15 protein-coding genes and 1 pseudogene are annotated in these 19,321 nt (G+C 62.4%); 6 read left to right on the top strand and 10 right to left on the bottom strand.

The window, feature by feature from the left end; all coding sequences use genetic code 11:
* Positions 1-99: 99 nt before the first annotated feature.
* Positions 100-1,392, top strand: coding sequence for an MFS transporter (locus FHT69_RS13370; RefSeq protein WP_097595617.1), 1,293 nt, complete (start codon positions 100-102; stop codon positions 1,390-1,392).
* Between the two features lie 7 nt (positions 1,393-1,399).
* On the opposite strand, the gene FHT69_RS13365 is transcribed toward FHT69_RS13370, so the two are convergent.
* Together FHT69_RS13365 and FHT69_RS13360 are read right to left on the bottom strand one after the other, a co-directional pair.
* The gene (locus FHT69_RS13365) at positions 1,400-2,437 is read right to left on the bottom strand and encodes a LacI family DNA-binding transcriptional regulator (RefSeq protein ID WP_097595618.1); all 1,038 of its coding nucleotides are present in this window, start codon (positions 2,435-2,437) and stop codon (positions 1,400-1,402) included.
* A gap of 123 nt (positions 2,438-2,560) precedes the next feature.
* Positions 2,561-3,545, bottom strand: a pseudogene (locus FHT69_RS13360) (LacI family DNA-binding transcriptional regulator).
* Here FHT69_RS13360 and FHT69_RS34650 point away from each other — a divergent pair.
* Positions 3,472-3,663, top strand: coding sequence for a hypothetical protein (locus FHT69_RS34650; protein ID WP_244604771.1), 192 nt, complete (start codon positions 3,472-3,474; stop codon positions 3,661-3,663). The pseudogene FHT69_RS13360 and the gene FHT69_RS34650 sit on opposite strands and share 74 nt — an antisense overlap.
* Positions 3,664-3,746: 83 nt before the next feature.
* Here FHT69_RS34650 and FHT69_RS13355 read toward each other — a convergent pair whose 3' ends face one another.
* The 3 genes from FHT69_RS13355 to FHT69_RS13345 all read right to left on the bottom strand — a co-directional run bounded on the left by FHT69_RS13355 (position 3,747) and on the right by FHT69_RS13345 (position 8,121).
* On the bottom strand, positions 3,747-4,064 hold the full coding sequence (locus FHT69_RS13355) for a hypothetical protein (RefSeq protein ID WP_097543513.1): 318 nt from the start codon (positions 4,062-4,064) through the stop codon (positions 3,747-3,749).
* 106 nt (positions 4,065-4,170) lie between these two features.
* Positions 4,171-6,069 carry an ABC transporter ATP-binding protein gene (locus FHT69_RS13350; RefSeq protein WP_183905459.1) on the bottom strand — a complete coding sequence of 633 codons (1,899 nt, stop codon included), beginning with the start codon at positions 6,067-6,069 and terminating at the stop codon, positions 4,171-4,173.
* A gap of 90 nt (positions 6,070-6,159) precedes the next feature.
* Positions 6,160-8,121 carry an ABC transporter ATP-binding protein gene (locus FHT69_RS13345; protein ID WP_028756177.1) on the bottom strand — a complete coding sequence of 654 codons (1,962 nt, stop codon included), beginning with the start codon at positions 8,119-8,121 and terminating at the stop codon, positions 6,160-6,162.
* A gap of 124 nt (positions 8,122-8,245) precedes the next feature.
* On the opposite strand from FHT69_RS13345, the gene FHT69_RS13340 reads away from it, so the two are divergent.
* The 3 genes from FHT69_RS13340 (at position 8,246) to FHT69_RS13330 (ending at position 12,580) form a co-directional block, all read left to right on the top strand.
* Positions 8,246-8,863 carry a flavodoxin family protein gene (locus FHT69_RS13340; protein ID WP_028756178.1) on the top strand — a complete coding sequence of 206 codons (618 nt, stop codon included), beginning with the start codon at positions 8,246-8,248 and terminating at the stop codon, positions 8,861-8,863.
* A gap of 312 nt (positions 8,864-9,175) precedes the next feature.
* Positions 9,176-10,582 (top strand): FAD/NAD(P)-binding protein, encoded by a 1,407-nt coding sequence (locus tag FHT69_RS13335; RefSeq protein WP_028756179.1) that lies wholly within the window; start codon positions 9,176-9,178, stop codon positions 10,580-10,582.
* A gap of 69 nt (positions 10,583-10,651) precedes the next feature.
* Positions 10,652-12,580 (top strand): PAS domain-containing sensor histidine kinase, encoded by a 1,929-nt coding sequence (locus FHT69_RS13330; protein ID WP_028756180.1) that lies wholly within the window; start codon positions 10,652-10,654, stop codon positions 12,578-12,580.
* Here the strand turns inward: FHT69_RS13330 and FHT69_RS13325 are convergent.
* From FHT69_RS13325 to cyoA, 5 genes are read right to left on the bottom strand one after another with little or no spacing between them, the layout of a single operon-like run.
* Positions 12,561-13,343: an SURF1 family protein gene (locus tag FHT69_RS13325; RefSeq protein ID WP_097543510.1), complete on the bottom strand. Its 783-nt coding sequence runs from the start codon at positions 13,341-13,343 to the stop codon at positions 12,561-12,563. The two genes, FHT69_RS13330 and FHT69_RS13325, sit on opposite strands and share 20 nt — an antisense overlap.
* Positions 13,340-13,741 carry a cytochrome o ubiquinol oxidase subunit IV gene (gene cyoD / locus FHT69_RS13320; protein ID WP_028756182.1) on the bottom strand — a complete coding sequence of 134 codons (402 nt, stop codon included), beginning with the start codon at positions 13,739-13,741 and terminating at the stop codon, positions 13,340-13,342. The genes FHT69_RS13325 and cyoD overlap by 4 nt, the downstream gene beginning before the upstream one ends.
* Positions 13,738-14,358, bottom strand: coding sequence for a cytochrome o ubiquinol oxidase subunit III (gene cyoC, locus FHT69_RS13315; RefSeq protein WP_028756183.1), 621 nt, complete (start codon positions 14,356-14,358; stop codon positions 13,738-13,740). Before cyoC ends, cyoD begins: the two co-directional genes overlap by 4 nt.
* Positions 14,359-14,364: 6 nt before the next feature.
* Positions 14,365-16,368 carry a cytochrome o ubiquinol oxidase subunit I gene (cyoB, locus tag FHT69_RS13310; protein WP_028758834.1) on the bottom strand — a complete coding sequence of 668 codons (2,004 nt, stop codon included), beginning with the start codon at positions 16,366-16,368 and terminating at the stop codon, positions 14,365-14,367.
* 42 nt (positions 16,369-16,410) lie between these two features.
* Entirely contained in the window at positions 16,411-17,592 is a 1,182-nt protein-coding gene (gene cyoA / locus FHT69_RS13305; protein ID WP_028755858.1) for a ubiquinol oxidase subunit II, read from the bottom strand.
* A 379-nt stretch (positions 17,593-17,971) separates the two neighbouring features.
* Here cyoA and FHT69_RS13300 point away from each other — a divergent pair, with 379 nt between their 5' ends.
* Positions 17,972-19,303, top strand: a complete 1,332-nt coding sequence (locus FHT69_RS13300) for an MFS transporter (RefSeq protein ID WP_028755859.1) — start codon at positions 17,972-17,974, stop codon at positions 19,301-19,303.
* The last annotated feature ends 18 nt before the right edge of the window (positions 19,304-19,321 follow it).

Genomic DNA, 19,321 nt, shown 5'->3' with positions numbered 1-19,321 from the left:
ACTGGTCGCACTTGCGTGAGAAAATGCAACGCGCAATTGATTATCATCTGACCGCTCTATCTACGCCGTGACGAAGCACTGTCATTTCGGAGGATACGCATGGTCGACGAGAAGCGGCTGATCTCGAAAATCACCTGGAAGCTGATGCCCTTTCTCGGCATCCTCTATCTCATCGCCTATATCGACCGGCAGAATGTCAGTTTCGCCAAGCTGCAGATGGTCGATGCACTTGATATGAGCGAATATGCCTATGGCCTCGGCGCTTCGCTGTTCTTCATCGGTTATTTCCTCTTCGAGGTGCCGAGCAATCTCTTCCTCGACCGGCTCGGCGCCCGCGTCTGGTTTGCGCGCATCCTGGTCTCCTGGGGCCTCGTCACCGTCGCGCTCGCCTTCACGCAGAACGCAACGATGTTCTATATCCTGCGCTTCCTGCTCGGTGTGTGCGAAGCCGGTTTCTTTCCCGGCGTCCTCTATCTGCTGACGCTCTGGTTTCCCTCGGCCTATCGCGGCAGGATGGTCGGGCTGTTCATGATCTTCAGCGCGATCGCCAATGCGGTCGGCGCGCCGCTCGGCGGTATGCTGCTCGATCTCGACGGTCTCTACGGCTTTGCCGGCTGGGAGTGGGTCTTCCTCGCGACGGGCGTTCCGGCCGTCATCGCCGGCATCGTCACCTTCTTCTATCTTCCCGGCCGGCCCGAAAGCGCAAGCTTCCTCAGCGGTGAGGAGAAGGCCTGGCTCGAACGCAGGCTTGCCTCGGAAAATGCCGGCATGGGCGAAAATGCCTCAAACGGCTTCAAGGCGCTCATCGACCCGCGCGTGCTGCTGATGGCGCTCTGCTATATCGCCTTTCCGCTTTCGGCCTATGGGCTCAGCTATTGGCTGCCGACCATCGTCCAGGCCTTCGGCGTCAGCAACACGGTGAACGGTTTCCTCAACATCATTCCCTGGGTGCTGGTTGCAGTCGCGCTTTATGCCGTTCCCGCCATGGCCGACAAGGCGCCATCGAAGACGCCCTATATTGTCATTCCCGCTTTCATCGGCGCTGCCTGCCTGCTGCTCTCGGCGCTGATCCCGAACCACGCTTTGCAATTCGCCTTCCTCTGCGTCGCCGCTGCCGGCATCTTCGCACCCCAGCCTGTCTTCTGGAGCCTGCCCTCCCGTTTCCTCAAGGGGGCGGGTGCTGCAGCGGGCCTTGCCGCCATCAATTCGGTCGGAAATCTCGGCGGCTTCGTCGCCCAGAACGTCGTGCCCTGGATCAAGGAAGCAAGCGGCAGCACGATCGCGCCGATGTTCTTCCTGGCCGCCTGCCTGGCTGCCGGCGCCCTGCTGGTCTTCGTCGTCACGCATCAGCTGTCGCAACGGGAGCATGCGGCGGCGGCGAGCCGGGTCTGAGAGAGGTTCAGATCGTCAGGGTGAAAGCGTCGCTTTCACCCGGAACGAGTTCCAGCGGCCAGATCCGGTTGCGGGCGCCCTGCGGATAATGATCGGCATAGGCCGGCATGGTGGCGAGCAGGGTTTCGCCAAGCTGGGCGCCGAGATCGCGCAGCGACATGCGGAAGGAGGTCAGCGACGGCTGCAGGAAATGCGTGCGCGGCTCCTCGCGGAAACCGACGACGGCGAGGTCGCGGCCGGGCACGATGCCGGCCTCGGCCAGCCGCCGGTAAAGCCCGATCGCCATCAGCTCGTGGATCAGGATGATCGCGGTCGGCCGCTCTTTGATCATCAGCAATTCGTGGCCAGCCTGATAGCCGCCCTGTTCGCTCGACTTGACGCGGATGACGAGAGCCGGATCGAAGGCAATGCCGTGCCGTTGCAGTGCCTGGCGGTAACTGTCGAGGAAGATGTAGCCGAGATTGATGTCGGAGGAGGGGGCGGCTACCGCGATCCGCCGGTGGCCTTTCGCGACCAGCCGGTCGACGCCGCGCGCCGCCACGCCCTCGAAATCGAGATCCATCCAGGTATAGCTGCCGCCGGACGCGCTGCGGCCGAGCGCCACGAAGGGGATGCGGGCCTTTTCCAGAAGCTCGATGCGCCGGTCGGTGCGTCGCGTCGCCGAGATGATCAGCGCATCGACGAGGCGGCGCGCCACCATGCGCTTCAGATATTCGTGCGGATCCTCGTCATCGGGGCAGGGCAGCATGACGAGATCGAGCTTGTGACGGGAAAAGACGCTCTGCAGCCCGTCGGTGACGCCGAGGAAGAAGTCGTCGCTGTTTTCGACCGTCTCGCGGCTGACTTCGAGCATCAGCCCGATGACGTTGGTCATGCCCTGGCGAAGGCTGCGGCCCGACTGGTTGGCGACGTATCCGAGCTCCTCGGCGGCGGCAAGCACCCGTCGGCGCGTTTCGTCGTTGACGTCGGGCTTGCCGTTCAACGCACGGGATACGGTTCCGATCGAAATGTCGAGATGTTTGGCAAGCTGGCGAATTCCCTTCATCTCAGGCGATCTTCCTCCCTTACAGCGCCCAGCGTCATATAGGACGCACAAAGGACGCTGTAACACTTTGATCTACGTGTCTTCTTGCCACAGGATAGCGTCCGCGAAAAGCGGTTGGGGAGGTTAGGGTTCGAAGCTCTGGCGGATGATGAGTTCCGGAATGACGCGCTCGTACCCTGGAGGCGCATCGGGGTTTTCAAGCCGCCGCTCCATCAACTCGACGGCGCGCAATGCCATGGTCAGCGGATCCTGGCGGAAGGTGGTGAGCTGATAGCTCAGCCAGGCGGATTCCGGCACGTCGTCGAAGCCGATGACGGCGACATCCTCGGGGATGCGCAGCCGCGCTTCCAGGCGCACGACATCCATCAGCCCGAAGGCGAGCTGGTCGTTGACGCAGAAGACGGCGTCGGGCTTGATTTTTTCCGAAAAGAGCGCGCGCCCGGCAGTGACGCCGCCATCATAATCGGAATCGCCGCCGCGCCCGACGACGACGGATGCACCGAGCGACCCGGCCGCCAAAAGGAAGGCGTTTTCGCGCTCGATGATGGCAGGCGTTCCCGTGTTCGAGCCGATGACCGCCAGCCGCCGTCTGCCGCTTTCGTAAAAGGCCGTCGCCGCCTTGCGGGAGGCTTCGGAATTGCCGGCGCGCACATGGTCGGCGCCGGGTTCCGAGCGGCCGATCACGACGAGCGGCTGGCCGTTTCGCTGTGCGAGTTCGAAAAAACTCGCCGGCGGCGAGCCGGAGAGGATGATGATCGCTTCGGCGCGGTGGCCGATCAGCATCTTCTGGGCGGCGAGCAGCTCGTCTTCCGTCTGGCCAGTGTTGATGAGGATAGGGATGCTGCCGCGTTTGATCAGGCTTTTGGCCAGTGCTGCGGCGAGATGCGCGCGAAAGCCCAGCTCCGGCCGCGTGGCGACGATGCCGACGAGACGGCTCCGGTTGGCAAGCACGCCGCGCGCTGACGTGATAGCCGAGTTCTTGCGCTGCCCGCAGCACCTTTTCCCGCGTTGCCGGCGCCACGCTGGCGCCCGGCGTGAACGTGCGCGACACGGCCGAGCGCGAAACGCCTGCCAATTGCGCGACCTGCTCGGCGCTGACGAAGCGCATGCGTTCTTTCTTCGGCGCCTTGCCGCCGGTCACCGGACCATCATTCATCGGCTTTCAGCTATTGCTCGTCTCTTACAGCCGAATGACAAGAAGCGCATGGGCAGCCAGAATTTTTTAATGAAAATGCCGAGGCTGCAGGACGCAACCTCGGCGGATGGGCGAAAATAATCAGATGAACGCCCTCGGAGGCGTTCAGGTCCGCTACTCGCAGACCCGCACGGTTTCGGTATGATAGCCGCCGTCATAGCGGTTGCGGACGTCACGGTCCTCATACCAGCATCGCGGCGCGGGTTCGACATAGCGAGGGCCGTCGACATAGCGGGGACCGCCATCGACGTAACGCGGGCCGCTATTGGCGATCGCGCCGCCGATCAAGCCGCCGACGACACCTGCGGCAACGCCGCCGGCGATGACACGACCGGTGTCGTTGTGATGATGGCGATCACGCGCGGCAGCAGGCTGAATGGCCGATCCAACAAGGGCCGTGGCGATCAACAGGCTGCTTATAATTCTCTTCATAACGTTCTCCTCAGTGGCAACTGGGTCCCCCGATAGGAGATAAATGGGGCAGCACGGCGTTTGTTCGTTCAAACTTTGCAACAGGCATTAATGCATGCTGCCCGAGTCAGGTCGCCGATTGCGCCGCCGTCGTCTCTTCCAGCACGTCTTCGGGAATGTCGTCGAAGGAGGCGTAGTTGAGATTATAGAGCTTGGAATAGAGCTTGCCGTTCTTCATCAGCTGGCGGTGGTCGCCGTTTTCGATGATTTCGCCGTTCTGCAGCACCATGATGCGGTCCGCCTCGCGGATCGTCGCCAGCCGGTGGGCGATGACCAGGCCGGTGCGGTTTTCGAGCAGCTTCACCAGCGCCTTCTGGATCAGCATCTCGGTATAACTGTCGATATTGGCCGTTGCTTCGTCGAGCACGAGGATCTTCGCGTCCGCCACCAGGGCGCGGGCAAAGCTCAAAAGCTGGCGCTGACCGAGCGAAAGATTGCCGCCGCGCTCACCGAGAACGCTGTCGTAACCATCGGCCAGTCGCATGATGAAGTCGTGCGCGCCGACGGCCTTCGCCGCCTCGATCACCTCTCCACGCGTCGCCCCCAGCTTGTGGTAGCGGATGTTTTCGAAAACAGTGCCGGTGAAGAGGAAGGGCTCCTGCAGCACCATGGCGATCTGCGCCCCGAGCGAATCCTGGGTCAGATCACGCACATCATGGCCGCCGACCAGCACCTGGCCCTGCTGCACATCGTAAAAGCGATGGATCAGCGACATGCAGCTCGATTTGCCGGACCCGGTCGGCCCGACCAGCGCCACCGTCTCGCCGGGATTGACCTTGAAACTGACATGCTTGAGCACCGGATGTTTCGGATTGTAGCCGAAGACGACGTCCTTGAATTCGACCGAGCCGTCCATGTCGCGCGACAGCGCCGTGGCACCAGGCGCATCCTTGATGTCGACAGGCACGTCGAGCACTTCGGTCAGCCGCTGGCCTGACGCCATGGCGCGCTGCATCACCGAATATTGCAGGGTCAGCGAACGGATCGGGTCGAAGAAGCGCTGGATATAGAACAGGAAGGCGATGAGCACGCCGACATCGAGCGCCTGGTTGAGCACGCGGGCGCCGCCGACGACGATGACGAGCGCCATCGCCACGCCGGTCAAGCTGTCGACGATCGGCACCATCACCTGCGCATAACGCGCCGCTGTCAGATGCGTCTTGAGGTTGGCATGCGCCTTGTCGTCATAGAGCGTGAAGTTGACGCCCTGCCTGTCCATGCTCTGGACGGCGCGCACGCCGTGGATCGCTTCGGCGAGTGCGCCGGCAGCAACCGAATTGGTCTCGTGCGCGGCCATGAAAGATTTGCGGGCGAGCGGCAGCCAGAACAGCCGGACGATGAACAGCACCGGCAGCACCGAGAGCGTCAGCAGTCCCAGCTTGAAATCGAGATAGAGCATCACGAATACGATGCCGAAGAGCAGCACGATGTCGCCGACGGAAAGCACCGAGGTTTCGAGGAATTCCTGCATGGAGTTTACGTCGCCCTGCAGGCGCGACATCAGCCGGCCCACTTCGGTCTTGTCCATGAAGGAGAGCGAGACGCGCTGGAGATGCGAAAACATTGCCTTGCGGATATCGAAGAGCACCTCTTCCGCCACGCCGCCGACCAGCGTCTCCTGCGCGTAGCTCGCCGCATAGTTGATGACGATGGCAATAGTGAAGGCGGCAATCGACCAGGCCAACGCAGAATGGTTGCCGCCGGGCGACATGCCATGGTCGATGGCATAGCGGATGATCAGCGGGATGATGAGCTGCATCATCGTGAAGGTCAGAACGGCGACGACGGACCAGAGGACCTGACGGCGATAGGGGTGAACGAAAACCCAGATGCGCTTGACGATGTTGCCGTCGAAGGCCTTGCCGAACATCTCCTCCTCGACGCGATGCGAACCGACCACCGCCCGCGGCGGGCGGCGTCCATCCTCGCGAACGTCGGGACGCTCGGTTTCCAGTTCCTCGGCCATGACATTCCTCCCGCGGCCATCACTTCCGGTGGCCTGCATAGTCACTACACATTCCTCTCCACTTGGCAGCAGTGGGGAACGTCTCCGTTGCTAGGCACTCATCGCCTCGTCGCCCGGCCGCACCTGAAGGTCGTAGAGCGCCTTGTAGCGCCCGCCGAGCGAAAGCAGCGCCGCATGCGTGCCGCGCTCGACGATCCGGCCGTCTTCGACGAACAGGATCTGGTCGGCATGCATCAGCGAGCTCAGGCGGTGGGCAACGATGATCGTTACGCGGTCAGCGGCATAGCGGCGCATGGCACCGCGGATGCGCTGCTCGGTGGCCGCATCGATTGCCGCCGTCGAATCGTCGAACACCATCACCGCCGGTTTCAGCATCAGCGCGCGGGCGATCGAAAGACGTTGCCGCTGGCCGCCGGACAGCGAAACGCCACGCTCGCCGACGACGGTGCCGTAACCGGTGGGCAGGCCGAGCACGTAATTGTGGAGCTGGGCGCTTTCGCTGGCGCGCTCGATGCGGCCTTCCTTCGCCCACGGGTCGCCATAGGCGATATTGTTTTCGATCGTCGTGGTGAACAGGAAGGAATCCTGCTGCACGACGGCCACCGCCCGGCGCAGCGATTGCAGCGTCGCCTTGCGGATGTCCTGGCCGTCGATGGTGATCTTGCCGCCGGTGACGTCGTAGAAGCGCGGGATGAGATGGGCGATCGTCGACTTGCCGCTGCCCGGAGGCCCGACGATGCCGATCGTCTGGCCGCGCCTGGCTTCGAAGGAGACATCGTGGAGCACGGTGCGCTTTTCCGAACCCGGATAGGCGAAGCTGACATTCTCGAAGCGCAGCACGCCATCGGTGAGCTTCAATTCCTTCGCATCCGGCGCATCCTTGATTGATATGTCGAGGTCGAGCAGGGCAAAGAGGCGCGTGCCGCAGGTGGAGGCGCGGGCAAAGGCGTTGACCATCAGGCCGAGCTGGCGCACCGGCATCTGCAGGATGGTCATGAAAGTCAGGAACGAGGCCAGCGTGCCGACGGTGATCTCGCCCGACATCACCTTGCCGCCGCCGACCCAGAGCACCAGGCCCATCGCCGCGAAGAAGGAGAAGGTCATGGCGCTGGTATTGGTGACGCGGATGCCGACGCGCTGATGCGCGAGCGCCAGCGCATTCTTCGACGCCGCCTCGAATTTCGACATTTCGTGATCCTGTGCGGCAAAGGCGCGCACGACGCGGATGCCGCCAAGATTCTCCTCCATGATGCGGGTCAGCACCGACAGCCGCTCCTGCAGGTCGAGCCAGGTGGCGCGCAGCCTGAGCTGCGTCACCGAGGAGCGCCAGCCGACGAAGGGCACGAAGGAGAGCGCCAGCAGGCCAAGGACGATATCGGTCGACAGGAGCATATAGGCGCCGATTCCGATCAGGATCGACAGCAGGATCATCCGGACGAGCGCGGTGGAAAAATACATGCGCACGCCTTCGAGATCGAGCAGGCCGACGGTGATCAGGTCGCCGGAATGCACGGTGTCATGAAAGCTGAAGGAGAGCCGCTGGATCTTTTCGTAGCAGGCCAGCCGCAACTCGTAGCCGATGTGATGGCCGACCGATTCGCTGTAATAGTTCTGGACCATGGTGAAGAGGCCGCGCAGCACGCTGGCCCCGAGCAGCAGCAGCGCCGTGGTCAGAAGCGCGTCCTGCGCCACCTGGCCTGCCGCTCCGCCGGTCATCGCCATCTGCGTGTGGTCGACGGCCTGGCCGAGAAGGCGCGGGATCATCAGCTGGAAGGTGGAGGCGACGAGCGTGGCGCCGATCGCAAAGCCGGATTGCCAGGGGTGGCGGAAGGCCATCATGGTGATGCGCACCAATGTGTAGAGGCCTCGGCCCCAGCCTGCCGCAGTTGCAAGCGCCATCGAAGCCGAAGGCTTCGTCGCGCGTGTTAACGCATCGCTGCTCACGGTATTTTTTCCAATAGATGTGTGGTCGGACGCTGGCCCGAAAAGACGGCAAATCCATGAAGGGATTGATAGCATCTTCACTTTTGCCGATTCCATTTGGGGGTTCAAGTAAAGAATTCACCAGTTGGTTATTTTTACGTGAGGTCGCCTCGCCACCCCGGCGGGAACAATCTGCACGCGAACAGGTTGCAGCAGGCGAATGCCCGACAGCCAGCCTTTACCGGAGAGACCCATGCCGCTCAAAGCTCTCGCCCTCAATGCCACGCTTAAGACCAGCGACGCCAAGGAGGCGTCCTCGACCGACCGGATGATCGGCCTGATCGACAAGGCAATGTCCGCGCACGGTGGCGTGACCGAGGTGCTGCGCCTTGCCGATTTCAACATCAAGCCGGGCGTCACTTCGGACGAAGGCGCCGGCGATGACTGGCCTGATATTCGCGCAAAGCTGCTCTCCGCCGACATCCTGGTGATGGCGACGCCGATCTGGCTCGGCCAGCCATCCAGTGTCTGCAAGCGGGCGCTGGAGCGCATGGACGCCTTCCTCGATGAGACGGACGATCAGGGCCGTATGGTCTCCTATGGCCGGGTCGCGGCCGTCGCCGTCGTCGGCAACGAGGACGGCGCCCATCACGTGTCGGCCGAGCTCTTCCAGGCGCTGAACGACGTCGGTTTCACCATCCCCGCGAATGCGGTCGCCTATTGGGTCGGCGAGGCGATGAGTTCCACCAATTTCGTCGATCTCGACAAGGTGCCGAAGGTCGTGGCGACATCAGTCGAGATGCTGGCGCGCAACACGGTGCATCTGGCAAACCTGCTGAAGGCCAAACAATATCCGGGCGAGGGCAGCTGAAGAGGGGCGGCCCGGCCGGACTTTATCCGAAATATCTGTAAATTATCTTTATATTTCAATGGATTGAAACGATGTGGCAATAAAGCTCTTGCCACATGCGCCATTTAGCGCTTTCATACACTACTAGTTTAATAGACTATGGACGAGCGTGATTGCTCCCCTAGTTTCCTTGCGGGGCCGCTGGTTCGGACCGCCGATGCCGCGGCAGATGTTGCGAATGGCCGCATGAACCTCATCAACGCATGATCCGCTGTTTTATGCGTTGAAACCTCGATCGACCCATAGTGCGGATGAAGCCGCAAAGGAGTTGTGATGACGGTTCAGGGACTTTTTTCGGCGAGAGCCAATGCGGCGGCGCAGATTTCGGCCGTGCCGCGCATCGCCATCGTCGGGCGCGGCTTTTCCGGCATGATGACGGCGATCGCGCTGATGAAGACGGTGCGCGCGCCCTTCCATCTGCAGCTGTTTGATCCGAATTCGTCGGTCAGCGGCGGGCAGGCGCTGGCTTCAGCCCGCTCGTCGACGATCCTCAACACCCGCGTGCGCGATCTTTCGGTTTCGCTCGGCGATAATGACGATTTCAACGACTGGCTCTGCAGCAACGCCGCCTTCCGCGCCGCCGTGCCGGCGGCCATCCCCGGATTCCGGCAGATCTTCGTGCCGAAGGAAATTTTCAGCGATTATGTCTACCAGCGCTTTTCGGAGGCGCTGGCCGCCCGCAGGGACATCACCGTCCAGGTCTGCAACGATCCGGTCGTGGCGATCCGAAGGAGCCACGGCAACCGCTTCCTGCTAGAAAGCGCCAATCCCGCCAATCCGCTGTTCGATACCGTGATGCTTGCCACCGGCTACGGCCTGACTGCGCCGGATGCCGGCGAGCAGGAGGCTTCGCCGGTCAGAGCCCAGCGCCTGGTGGCGCGGCCGCATGCCGTGCTGCTCGGCAGCGGCATCCGCGTCGTCGACCAGCTGCTGCAGCTGCGCGATTCCGGTTATGCCGGCCAGGTGACGATCATTTCCCGGCACGGCTTTCTGCCCCAGAGCCATACGCCGAATTCCGCCGATCCGGTCTTCCCGGCCGAAGCGCTGCCGCAGAGCCTGCCTGACATCGTCCACTTCATCCGCCAGGCCTGTCGCGAGGCGGAGGAGGAGGGCCGGAGTTGGCAATCGGTGATGAACGGCCTCAGGAAACACGCCCGCTCGCTTTGGCGCTCGCTGCCGGCGCGGGACAAACATCAGTTCAACCGGCACCTCAGGGCGATCTACGACAGCCATCGCAACCGCCTGCCGGAGGCCATGCACCTGCGGCTGAAACGCGAGCTCGCCGAGGGTCGCACGGTGCTGCGCCGCGGCCGCGCTGGTCGCCGGGGCCTGAGCGGCCTGTTCTTCACGCCGGCCGGTTCCGCTGCCGAGGAAGTCATCCATGCCGAGCGCATCATTGACTGCCGCTGTCAGGCGCCGGATCTTTCCGCGCCGCTGATGCAGAGCCTGCTTTCGGCCGGCCTCGCCATGCCGGATGAGCTGTCGCTGGGGTTGGCGGTCAATGCGCGTGGCGAGCCCTTCCTCGAGGACGGTTCGACGGTCGCCGGGCTCTTTGCCGTCGGCCCGCTCGGCCTTGGCAGCCTGCCCGATATCGATCTCGTGCCGGAGATCGTCTCGCAGGCCTATGCGGCTGCCGAGCGCGTCGGTGAGCGGTTCTACCCGCAGGTCAAGGCCGTCTGAAATTCGAGGCTGTTTCGGAACCATCCGCCCGCCGCTGCGTTATAATGCGCTGGTGGTTAAGAGGGGCCGATGGAAGCGCTGAATCGACATGATACGTCTCTCAACGAGGAGGGACGCTTTCGCCTTCTGGTCGATGCCATCACCGACTACGCCATCTATATGCTGAGCCCTGAAGGCATCATCACCAGCTGGAATACCGGCGCTCAGCGCTTCAAGGGTTACAAGCCTTCCGAAATTCTCGGCGAGCATTTCTCCCGTTTCTATCTGGAAGAGGACCGCGCAGCGGGAGTTCCGGCGAGGGCTCTCGCCACGGCGGCGGAACACGGCCGGTTCGAGGGGGAAGGCTGGCGCCAGCGCAAGGATGGCAGCCGCTTCTGGGCGCATGTGATCATCGATCCGATCCGCCGCCCCTCAGGCGAGCTCATCGGCTATGCCAAGATCACTCGTGACTTGACTGAACGCAGGGCGGCCGAAAAGGCGATCCGTCAGAGCGAGGAACAGTTCCGCCGGCTGATCCAGGGCGTCTCGGACTATGCGATCTACATGCTCGATCCCAACGGCAACGTCAGCAGCTGGAATTTCGGCGCCGAGCGTATCAAGGGCTATCGGCCTGATGAAATCATCGGCCGGCATTTCTCGACCTTCTACACCCCCGAGGATCGCGCCACCGGCGTGCCGGAGGCCGCTCTCGCCATTGCGCGCGCCGAGGGCCGGTTCGAGCGGGAAGGCTGGCGCATGCGCAAGGACGGCACCCGTTTTTGGGCGAGCGTCGTCATCGACGTCATCCGCGACGACGAAGGCGGTGTGCTCGGTTTCGCCAAGATCACCCGCGATATCACCGAGAAGATGGAGACCCAGCGGGCACTGGAGCAGGCGCGCGAAGAGCTCTTCCAATCGCAGAAGATGGAAGCCATCGGTCAATTGACCGGCGGTATCGCCCATGATTTCAACAATCTGCTGATGGCTGTACTCGGCAGTCTCGAAATCCTCAAGAAGCGCATGCCGCAGGATCTCTCCCTGACGTCGTTGGTCGACAATGCCATGCAGGGTGCTCAGCGGGGTGCTGCCTTGACGCAGCGCATGCTGGCCTTTTCCCGCCGGCAGGAACTGCTGATGGAGCCGATCGACGTTTCCGGCCTGGTCCGCGGCATGATGGATATGCTGAGCCGTTCGCTCGGACCACTGACCGTGATCGAAACCTCTTTCCCGGTCAGGCTGCCGACGATCCTGACCGATCCGAACCAGCTCGAGATGGCGATCCTGAACCTCGTTGTCAACGCCCGCGATGCCATGCCGTCCGGGGGCCGGATCGTGCTTCGCGCGTCCGAGGAATCGGTGCCGGCGGGCAAGGGTCCGCTGCCGCCCGGCCGCTATGTCCGCATCGCGGTGATCGATGAAGGCGAGGGCATGGATGCAAAGACGATGGAGCAGGCAATTACTCCGTTCTTCACCACCAAGGGTGTCGGCAAGGGCACCGGCCTCGGCCTTTCCATGGTGCAGGGCCTTGCGTCCCAGTCCGGCGGCCGCCTCATGCTGAAGAGCAGCCTCGGCGAAGGCACGACGGCCGAAATGTGGTTCCCGGTCGTCACTGTCGAGCGGGTGACCGAGGCCGCTGCCGGCCTGCCGCTAGGCGAGGACAATGCGCCGCGCCGGCTGCGCATCGTTGCCGTCGATGACGATGGTCTGGTGCTGATGAACACGACGCTGATGCTGGAGGACCTCGGCCATACGGTGTTCGAGGCGATGGCGGGTTCCGAGGCGCTGGAGATCCTGCGCAAGCAGAAAGTCGACCTGGTAATTTCAGACCATGCCATGCCGCGCATGACCGGCGCACAGCTCGCACAGGCGATCCGCAAGGAATGGCCCGATATGCCGATCATCCTCGCAACCGGTTACGCCGAGATCCCCGAAGGGGCAGGCATCGTTGACCTGCCGCGCCTCGGCAAGCCGTTTTCGCAAGCGCAACTCGCCGAGGCGATCAGCCGGATCGCTTCATAGCGGCTTTCTCGCCGCGAAGAATGAACACCAGCAATGCCAACACCATCGCCGCCAGCCCGTACCAGGTGATCGCGTAGAGGAGATGGTTGTTGGGAAAAGCGATGATCGTGAGGCCGCCGACGGGCAGGCCGCCCGGATTGGCCGTGGCATCGGCGTCGATGAAATAGGGAGCGACCGCACTGATGCCGCGCTTTTCAGCGATCGCCGCGACATCGCGTGAATACCACCGGTCGGCTGCGACGTCGTTGGATTGCAGCAGCGATCCCTTCGGCTCCGTCATGCGCATCAGCCCGGTGATCTCGACCGGGCCGGACAGTTCGCCCTCGCGGCGCGAGGCCGGGTCGCGCCTGTCGGTCGGCACGAAACCGCGATTGACGAGGATCGATGTGCCGTCGGCAAGTGTGAGCGGCGCCATCACCCAATAACCCGGACCGAGTATCGTGGAGGCATAGACCAGCGTCTCCTTGTCGTTCGCCAGCATCCCCACCGCGGTCACCCGCCGATATTCGTCATCGGCGGCATTGACCTTGCTCCACTCGGCGCGCGTCGGTGCAGGCACGGGTGCGGCATGCACACGCTGGTCGACGCGGGCGATGAGGTCGCGTTTCCAGGCGAGGCGCTCAACCTGCCAGGTGCCGAGTGCCGCGAGTGCTGCGGCAAGCAGGATCAGGCAGACGGCGAAGACCGCGCGTTTTACCTGATAACGCCGTTTTTCCGAGGGAGCCTGCGGGTGACGCTGCCGCCGCCCCTTCGTAGCAGTCACGGCATGTTCTTCATCATTTCGGGGCTCATCGGCATCATGTTGGTGTTGAGATGATGCATGACCCAGAGCGAGCCGGAGAGCGCGATGGCGACGATGATGAGGGTGAAGATCAGCGCCATGATCGTCCAGCCGCCCTCGCTCCTGGTGTTCATGTGCAGGAAGAAGACCATATGGACGACGATCTGGATCGCGCCGAGGCCCATCACCAGCACCGCCGTCACCGCCGGGCTTTCGAACACGCCTGCCATCACAAGCCAGAAGGGAATGGCGGTGAGGATCACGGAGAGCACGAAGCCCGCCATATAGCTGCGGAACGTGCCGTGGCCGGCCTGATGGCCGTGGCTGTGGCCGTGATGAGCCTCGTGGGCATCCTCATGTGCAGGTGCTTGCGAACTCATCCGAGAACTCCCAGCAGGTAGACGAAGGAAAAGACGCCGATCCAGACGACGTCGAGGAAGTGCCAGAACATCGAAAGGCACATCAGGCGGCGGCGGTTGGCCTCGATCAACCCGTGCATCGACACCTGCACCATCAGCGTGATCAGCCAGATGATGCCGAAGGTGACGTGCAGCCCGTGCGTGCCGACCAGCGTGAAGAAGGAGGAGAGGAAGGCGCTGCGCGTCGGCCCGGCTCCCTCATGGATCAGGTGGATGAACTCGTAGAGTTCGAGCCCGATGAAGGCTGCGCCGAACAGGCCGGTCACACCAAGCCAGAACAGCGTTTCCGCCTTGGCGTTTCGCTCCATCTGCAACATGGCGAAGCCATAGGTGATCGAGGAGAACAGCAGCATCGAGGTGTTGAGGGCAACGATCGGCAGATCGAACAGATCGGCCGGCGACGGGCCGGCGGCATAGTTGCGGCCAAGCACGCCGTGTGTTGCAAACAGCACCGCGAAGATCAGGCAGTCGCTCATCAGGTAGAGCCAGAAACCGAGATTGGTGCTGTTCTCCGGATGATGATCTTCCGTCAGGTAGAATTCAGGCTTTTCGGCCGTGTCGATGGTGTGATCGCTCATGGTCTCTTACACCTGCTCGGCAAGCAGCGCGGTGCGCTTGCCTTCCGTTTCGGTTACCTCTTCGGCGGGGATGTAGAAGTCGCGTCTGTAGTTGAAGGTATGGCCGATCGCCACAGCCAGCATGGCGACGGCGGAGACGACCACCAGCCACCACATGTACCAGATCAGGCCGAAGGCAAGCGCGACGCTGATGCCCGACAGGATTGCGCCGGTGCCGGTGTTCTTTGGCATGTGGATCGGCCGGAAGCCTTGCAGCGGACGCGCATAACCGCGGTTCTTCATGTCGTACCAGCCGTCATGATCGTGCACGACGGGCGTGAAGGCGAAGTTGTAATCCGGTGGCGGCGAGGAGGTCGACCATTCCAGCGTGCGGCCGTCCCACGGGTCGCCGCTGTCGTCGCGCAATTCCTCGCGCTTCATGAAGCTGACGACGATCTGGATCAGGAAGGCGGCGATGCCGAGTGCGACCAGGCCGACGCCGAAGGCGGCGATGATGAACCAGATCTGCAGCGACGGGTCCTCGAACTGGCTGACCCGGCGGGTGACGCCCATCAGGCCGAGCACGTAGAGCGGCATGAAGGCGAACCAGAAACCGATCTGCCAGAACCAGAAGCTCAGCTTGCCCCAGAAGGGATCGAGCTTGAAACCGAAGGCCTTCGGGAACCAGTAGTTCACGCCGGCGAACATGCCGAAGAGAACGCCGCCGATGATGACATTGTGGAAATGGGCGATCAGGAACAGTGAATTGTGCAGCACGAAATCGGCCGGCGGCACGGCAAGCATGACGCCGGTCATACCGCCGATGACGAAGGTGACCATGAAGCCGACCGTCCACAGCATCGGCACCTCATAGCGGATGCGGCCGCGATACATGGTGAAGAGCCAGTTGAACATCTTCGCCCCCGTCGGGATCGAAATGATCATCGTGGTGATGCCGAAGAAGGAGTTGACGCTGGCGCCCGAGCCCATCGTGAAGAAGTGGTGCAGCCAGACGATGTAGGACAGGATCATGATCACACAGGTGGCGTAGACCATGGAGGCGTAACCGAACAGGCGCTTGCCGGAGAAGGTGGCGACGACTTCCGAGAAGATGCCGAAGGCCGGCAGCACCAGGATGTAGACCTCCGGATGACCCCAGATCCAGATGAGGTTGATATACATCATCGGATTGCCGCCGAGGTCGTTGGTAAAGAAGTTCGTGCCGGCGTAGCGGTCGAGCGACAGCAGCGCGAGCGTCGCCGTCAGGATCGGGAAGGAGGCGACGATCAGCACGTTGGTGCAAAGCGCCGTCCAGGTGAAGACCGGCATCTTCATGAAGGTCATGCCCGGAGCCCGCATCTTGACGATGGTGGCGATCAGGTTGATGCCCGACAGCGTCGTTCCGACGCCGGCCACCTGCAGCCCCCAGATATAATAGTCGACGCCGACGCCCGGACTGTAGGCCGCCCCCGACAGCGGCGGGTAGGCGAGCCAGCCGGTCTGCGCGAACTCGCCGATGAACAGCGACAGCATGATGATGATCGCGCCGGCGGTGGTCATCCAGAAAGAGAAGTTGTTGAGGAAGGGGAAGGAGACGTCGCGCGCGCCGATCTGCAGCGGCACCACGAAGTTCATCAAACCGGTGACGAAGGGCATCGCCACGAAGAAGATCATGATGACGCCGTGGGCGGTGAAGACCTGGTCGTAATGGTGCGGCGGAAGATAACCCTCCGAACCGTTGAAGGCGATCGCCTGCTGGATGCGCATCAGGATCGCGTCGGAGAAGCCGCGCAGCAGCATGATGACGGCCAGGATCACATACATGATGCCGATCTTCTTGTGATCGACGCTGCAGATCCAGTCGCGCCAGAGCGGACCCCAGAACTTGAAATAGGTGATAAGGCCGAGCACCGCGATGGCGCCGATGACGACGCCGATGAAGGTCACGACCAGGATCGGCTCGTGATAGGGGATGGCATCGAGGGTCAACCGGCCGAAGACGAACTTCAGGAGGTCAGGATTGGAAAACATGGAACAACCCGTTCATTATGTCTTGCGACGCAAAGCGCCAGGTTAATTGTTGTTGTTGAGCTGCGCCGGCGCCGGATCGGCGCCATTGCTCATGCCGGGCATGGAATGACCCTGATGCTGCATGTCCATCCCGGGCGTACTAGGCATGCCGGGCATATCGTGCTGCATGCTGCTGCCGTCGGAACGCTCGGGCTCGCTTCGGGCCGGAGCCCCGGTTGCCGGCACGGTGGCCGCCGGCGCCACGATGCCTTCGTCGGCATGACGATCGTCATAGCGCAGCTTCTCGTGGTTCTCCGCACTTTCCTTGCCGCCGCCGCCCATCATGTCGATGTGCATCATCTCGTTCATGCACATCTTGCCCGGCGCGGCGCACATGTTGAGGATGGCGTTGTAAAGGTCGGCATCGGCGCCGGCATAATAATGCACCGGTTCCTTCTCGCTCGGCTTTTCGAGCTTCAGATAGGCGTCGCGATTGAGCATCGTGCCCTGCTGCTTGACCTGCGCCACCCAGGCGTCAAATCCCTCTTTGGTCAGGCCATGGAACTTGAAGCGCATGTGGGAAAAGCCTGCGCCGCTGTAGTTGGCAGAGAAGCCGTCATACTCGCCTTCCCTGTTGATGACGGCGTGCAGCTTCGTCTCCATGCCCGGCATGGCGTAGATCTGGCCGGCAAGGGCAGGGATGTAGAAGGAGTTCATCACCGAGGAGGCGGTGATCTTGAAATTGATCGGCTTGTCCACAGGAGCCGCGAGCTCGTTGACCGTGGCAATACCGAGTTCGGGATAGAAGAACAGCCACTTCCAGTCGAGCGCCACGACCTCGACGGTCAGCGGCTTGGTATCGGCGGGAATGGGGCGCTCGGCATCGAGGCGGTCGAGCGGGCGGTAGGGATCGAGCTTATGGGTGGAAATCCAGGTCACGGCGCCAAGCGCGATGATGATCGCCAGCGGTGCTGCCCAGATCACGATTTCGAGGCGGGTCGAATGGTGCCATTCCGGCGCGTAAGTTGCGGCTGTATTGGCGCGGCGGTAGCGCCAGGCGAAGAACAGCGTCAGGAAGATCACCGGGATGATGATCAACAGCATCAGCACCGTCGAGATGACGATGAGATCGCGCTGTTGCATGGCGATGTCGCCGGAAGGCGCCATGACCACCATGTTGCATCCTGCCAGGAAAAGCAGCGGCAAGACGGATAGAAGGCGGGAAAACTTCATGAGTTTTGGCACGTCTCTAAGCTCTTGTTGTTTCATTTGATCCGCGACTAAAGCACTGAACCCGATCGCGACATGAGGCGGAAGGTCGCAGTGCAGCAATCTTGCCGCATTGCGGTACAAATCAGGTCGCACTACAGCTTCGAAATCCTGATGAAATCAAGAAGGATTTTTCGCGAGCGCATGTTTCGACCAATATATCCGCTACAGCCGGCCATGCCAGCGTTCCCATGGGAAAATCGCGGTCCCGATCACGCTATTTTTCCCATCCAAGCCTCATTTTGAGCCGCCATGACGAACTATTTACGTGTTACGGACTTGATAAGCCTGCAGGTTTGATCAAGATCAGGCTGAGGCGCCTTGGCGAAAGCGCTTCAACGAGGGAGGCGTTTTCATGGCTACAACATCGCATTACGGACCGTCATCGTCGTCGCTGGAACGCGACGCGCGGCGCATTCACGACGACAAACCGGTTTCGCCGGGCAGCATCGCCGTCGGCGTGGTGATCGGCCGCATGTCGGAATTCTTCGATTTCTTCGTCTACGGCCTCGCCTCGGTGCTGGTTTTTCCACAGCTGATCTTCCCCTTCGCGCCGGACAGGCTGACGGGAACGCTCTATTCCTTCGCCATCTTCTCGCTCGCCTTCCTGGCCCGCCCCGTCGGCTCCGTCGTCTTCATGACGATCGACCGGCTATACGGCCGCGGCACCAAGCTGACGATCGCGCTTTTCCTGCTCGGCGGCTCCACCGCCTCGATCGCCTTCCTGCCGGGTTACCAGGAGATCGGCGTCTGGTCGATCGCGCTGCTGGCGCTCTTCCGTCTCGGCCAGGGCTTCGCGCTCGGCGGCGCCTGGGACGGCCTTGCCTCGCTGCTCGCGCTCAACGCGCCGGCCAAGCATCGCGGCTGGTATGCGATGATCCCGCAGCTCGGCGCACCGATCGGCTTTGCGCTGGCAAGCACCCTGTTCGGTTATTTCGTTGCCAATCTTTCCAATGAGGATTTTCTCTCCTGGGGTTGGCGCTATCCCTTCTTCGTCGCCTTCGCGATCAACGTCGTGGCGCTGTTTGCGCGGTTGCGCCTCGTGATGACGAAGGAATTCGGCACGCTGCTCGAGCAGCATGAGCTGGAAGCAGCACCCATCCTCGACGTGCTGCGCGTTCATGGCCGCGACATCCTGATCGGCGCCTTCGTGCCGCTCGCAAGCTTCGCCATGTTCCACCTCGTCACCATCTTCCCGCTCGGCTGGATGAGCCTTTACGGCAACCAGCCGATCGGTGCCTTCATGGTGGTGCAGGTGGTCGGCGCCATGGTCGGCATCGTCACCATCATCGCGTCGGGCCTGATCGCCGACCGCATCGGCCGACGCGCCCAGCTTGCCATCTGCGCCGTCATCATCGCCATCTTCAGCTTCGTCGGGCCGATTTTGATCGCATCCGGCAACAGCGGCCACGACGCGTTCGTCATCATCGGCTTCGGCGTGCTCGGCCTGTCCTTCGGCCAGGCGACGGGCTCGATCTCGTCGCGCTTCGGCCGCGGCTACCGCTACACGGGTGCCGCCTTCACCTCGGATCTCGCCTGGCTGGTCGGCGCCGGTTTTGCGCCGCTGGTGGCGCTCAGCCTCTCCAGCCGCTTCGGCCTGACCTTCGTCGGCTACTACCTGCTGTCCGGCGCCATCTGCACGCTGGCGGCACTCGCCTTCAGCAGGGCGCTGGAACAGCGCGAATAGGCGGACTTAAATGCATGG

This window comes from Rhizobium sp. BK008 (assembly GCF_014197345.1).
Lineage (GTDB): Bacteria > Pseudomonadota > Alphaproteobacteria > Rhizobiales > Rhizobiaceae > Rhizobium > Rhizobium anhuiense.
This window is presented reverse-complemented; position numbering and strand designations above follow the sequence as displayed.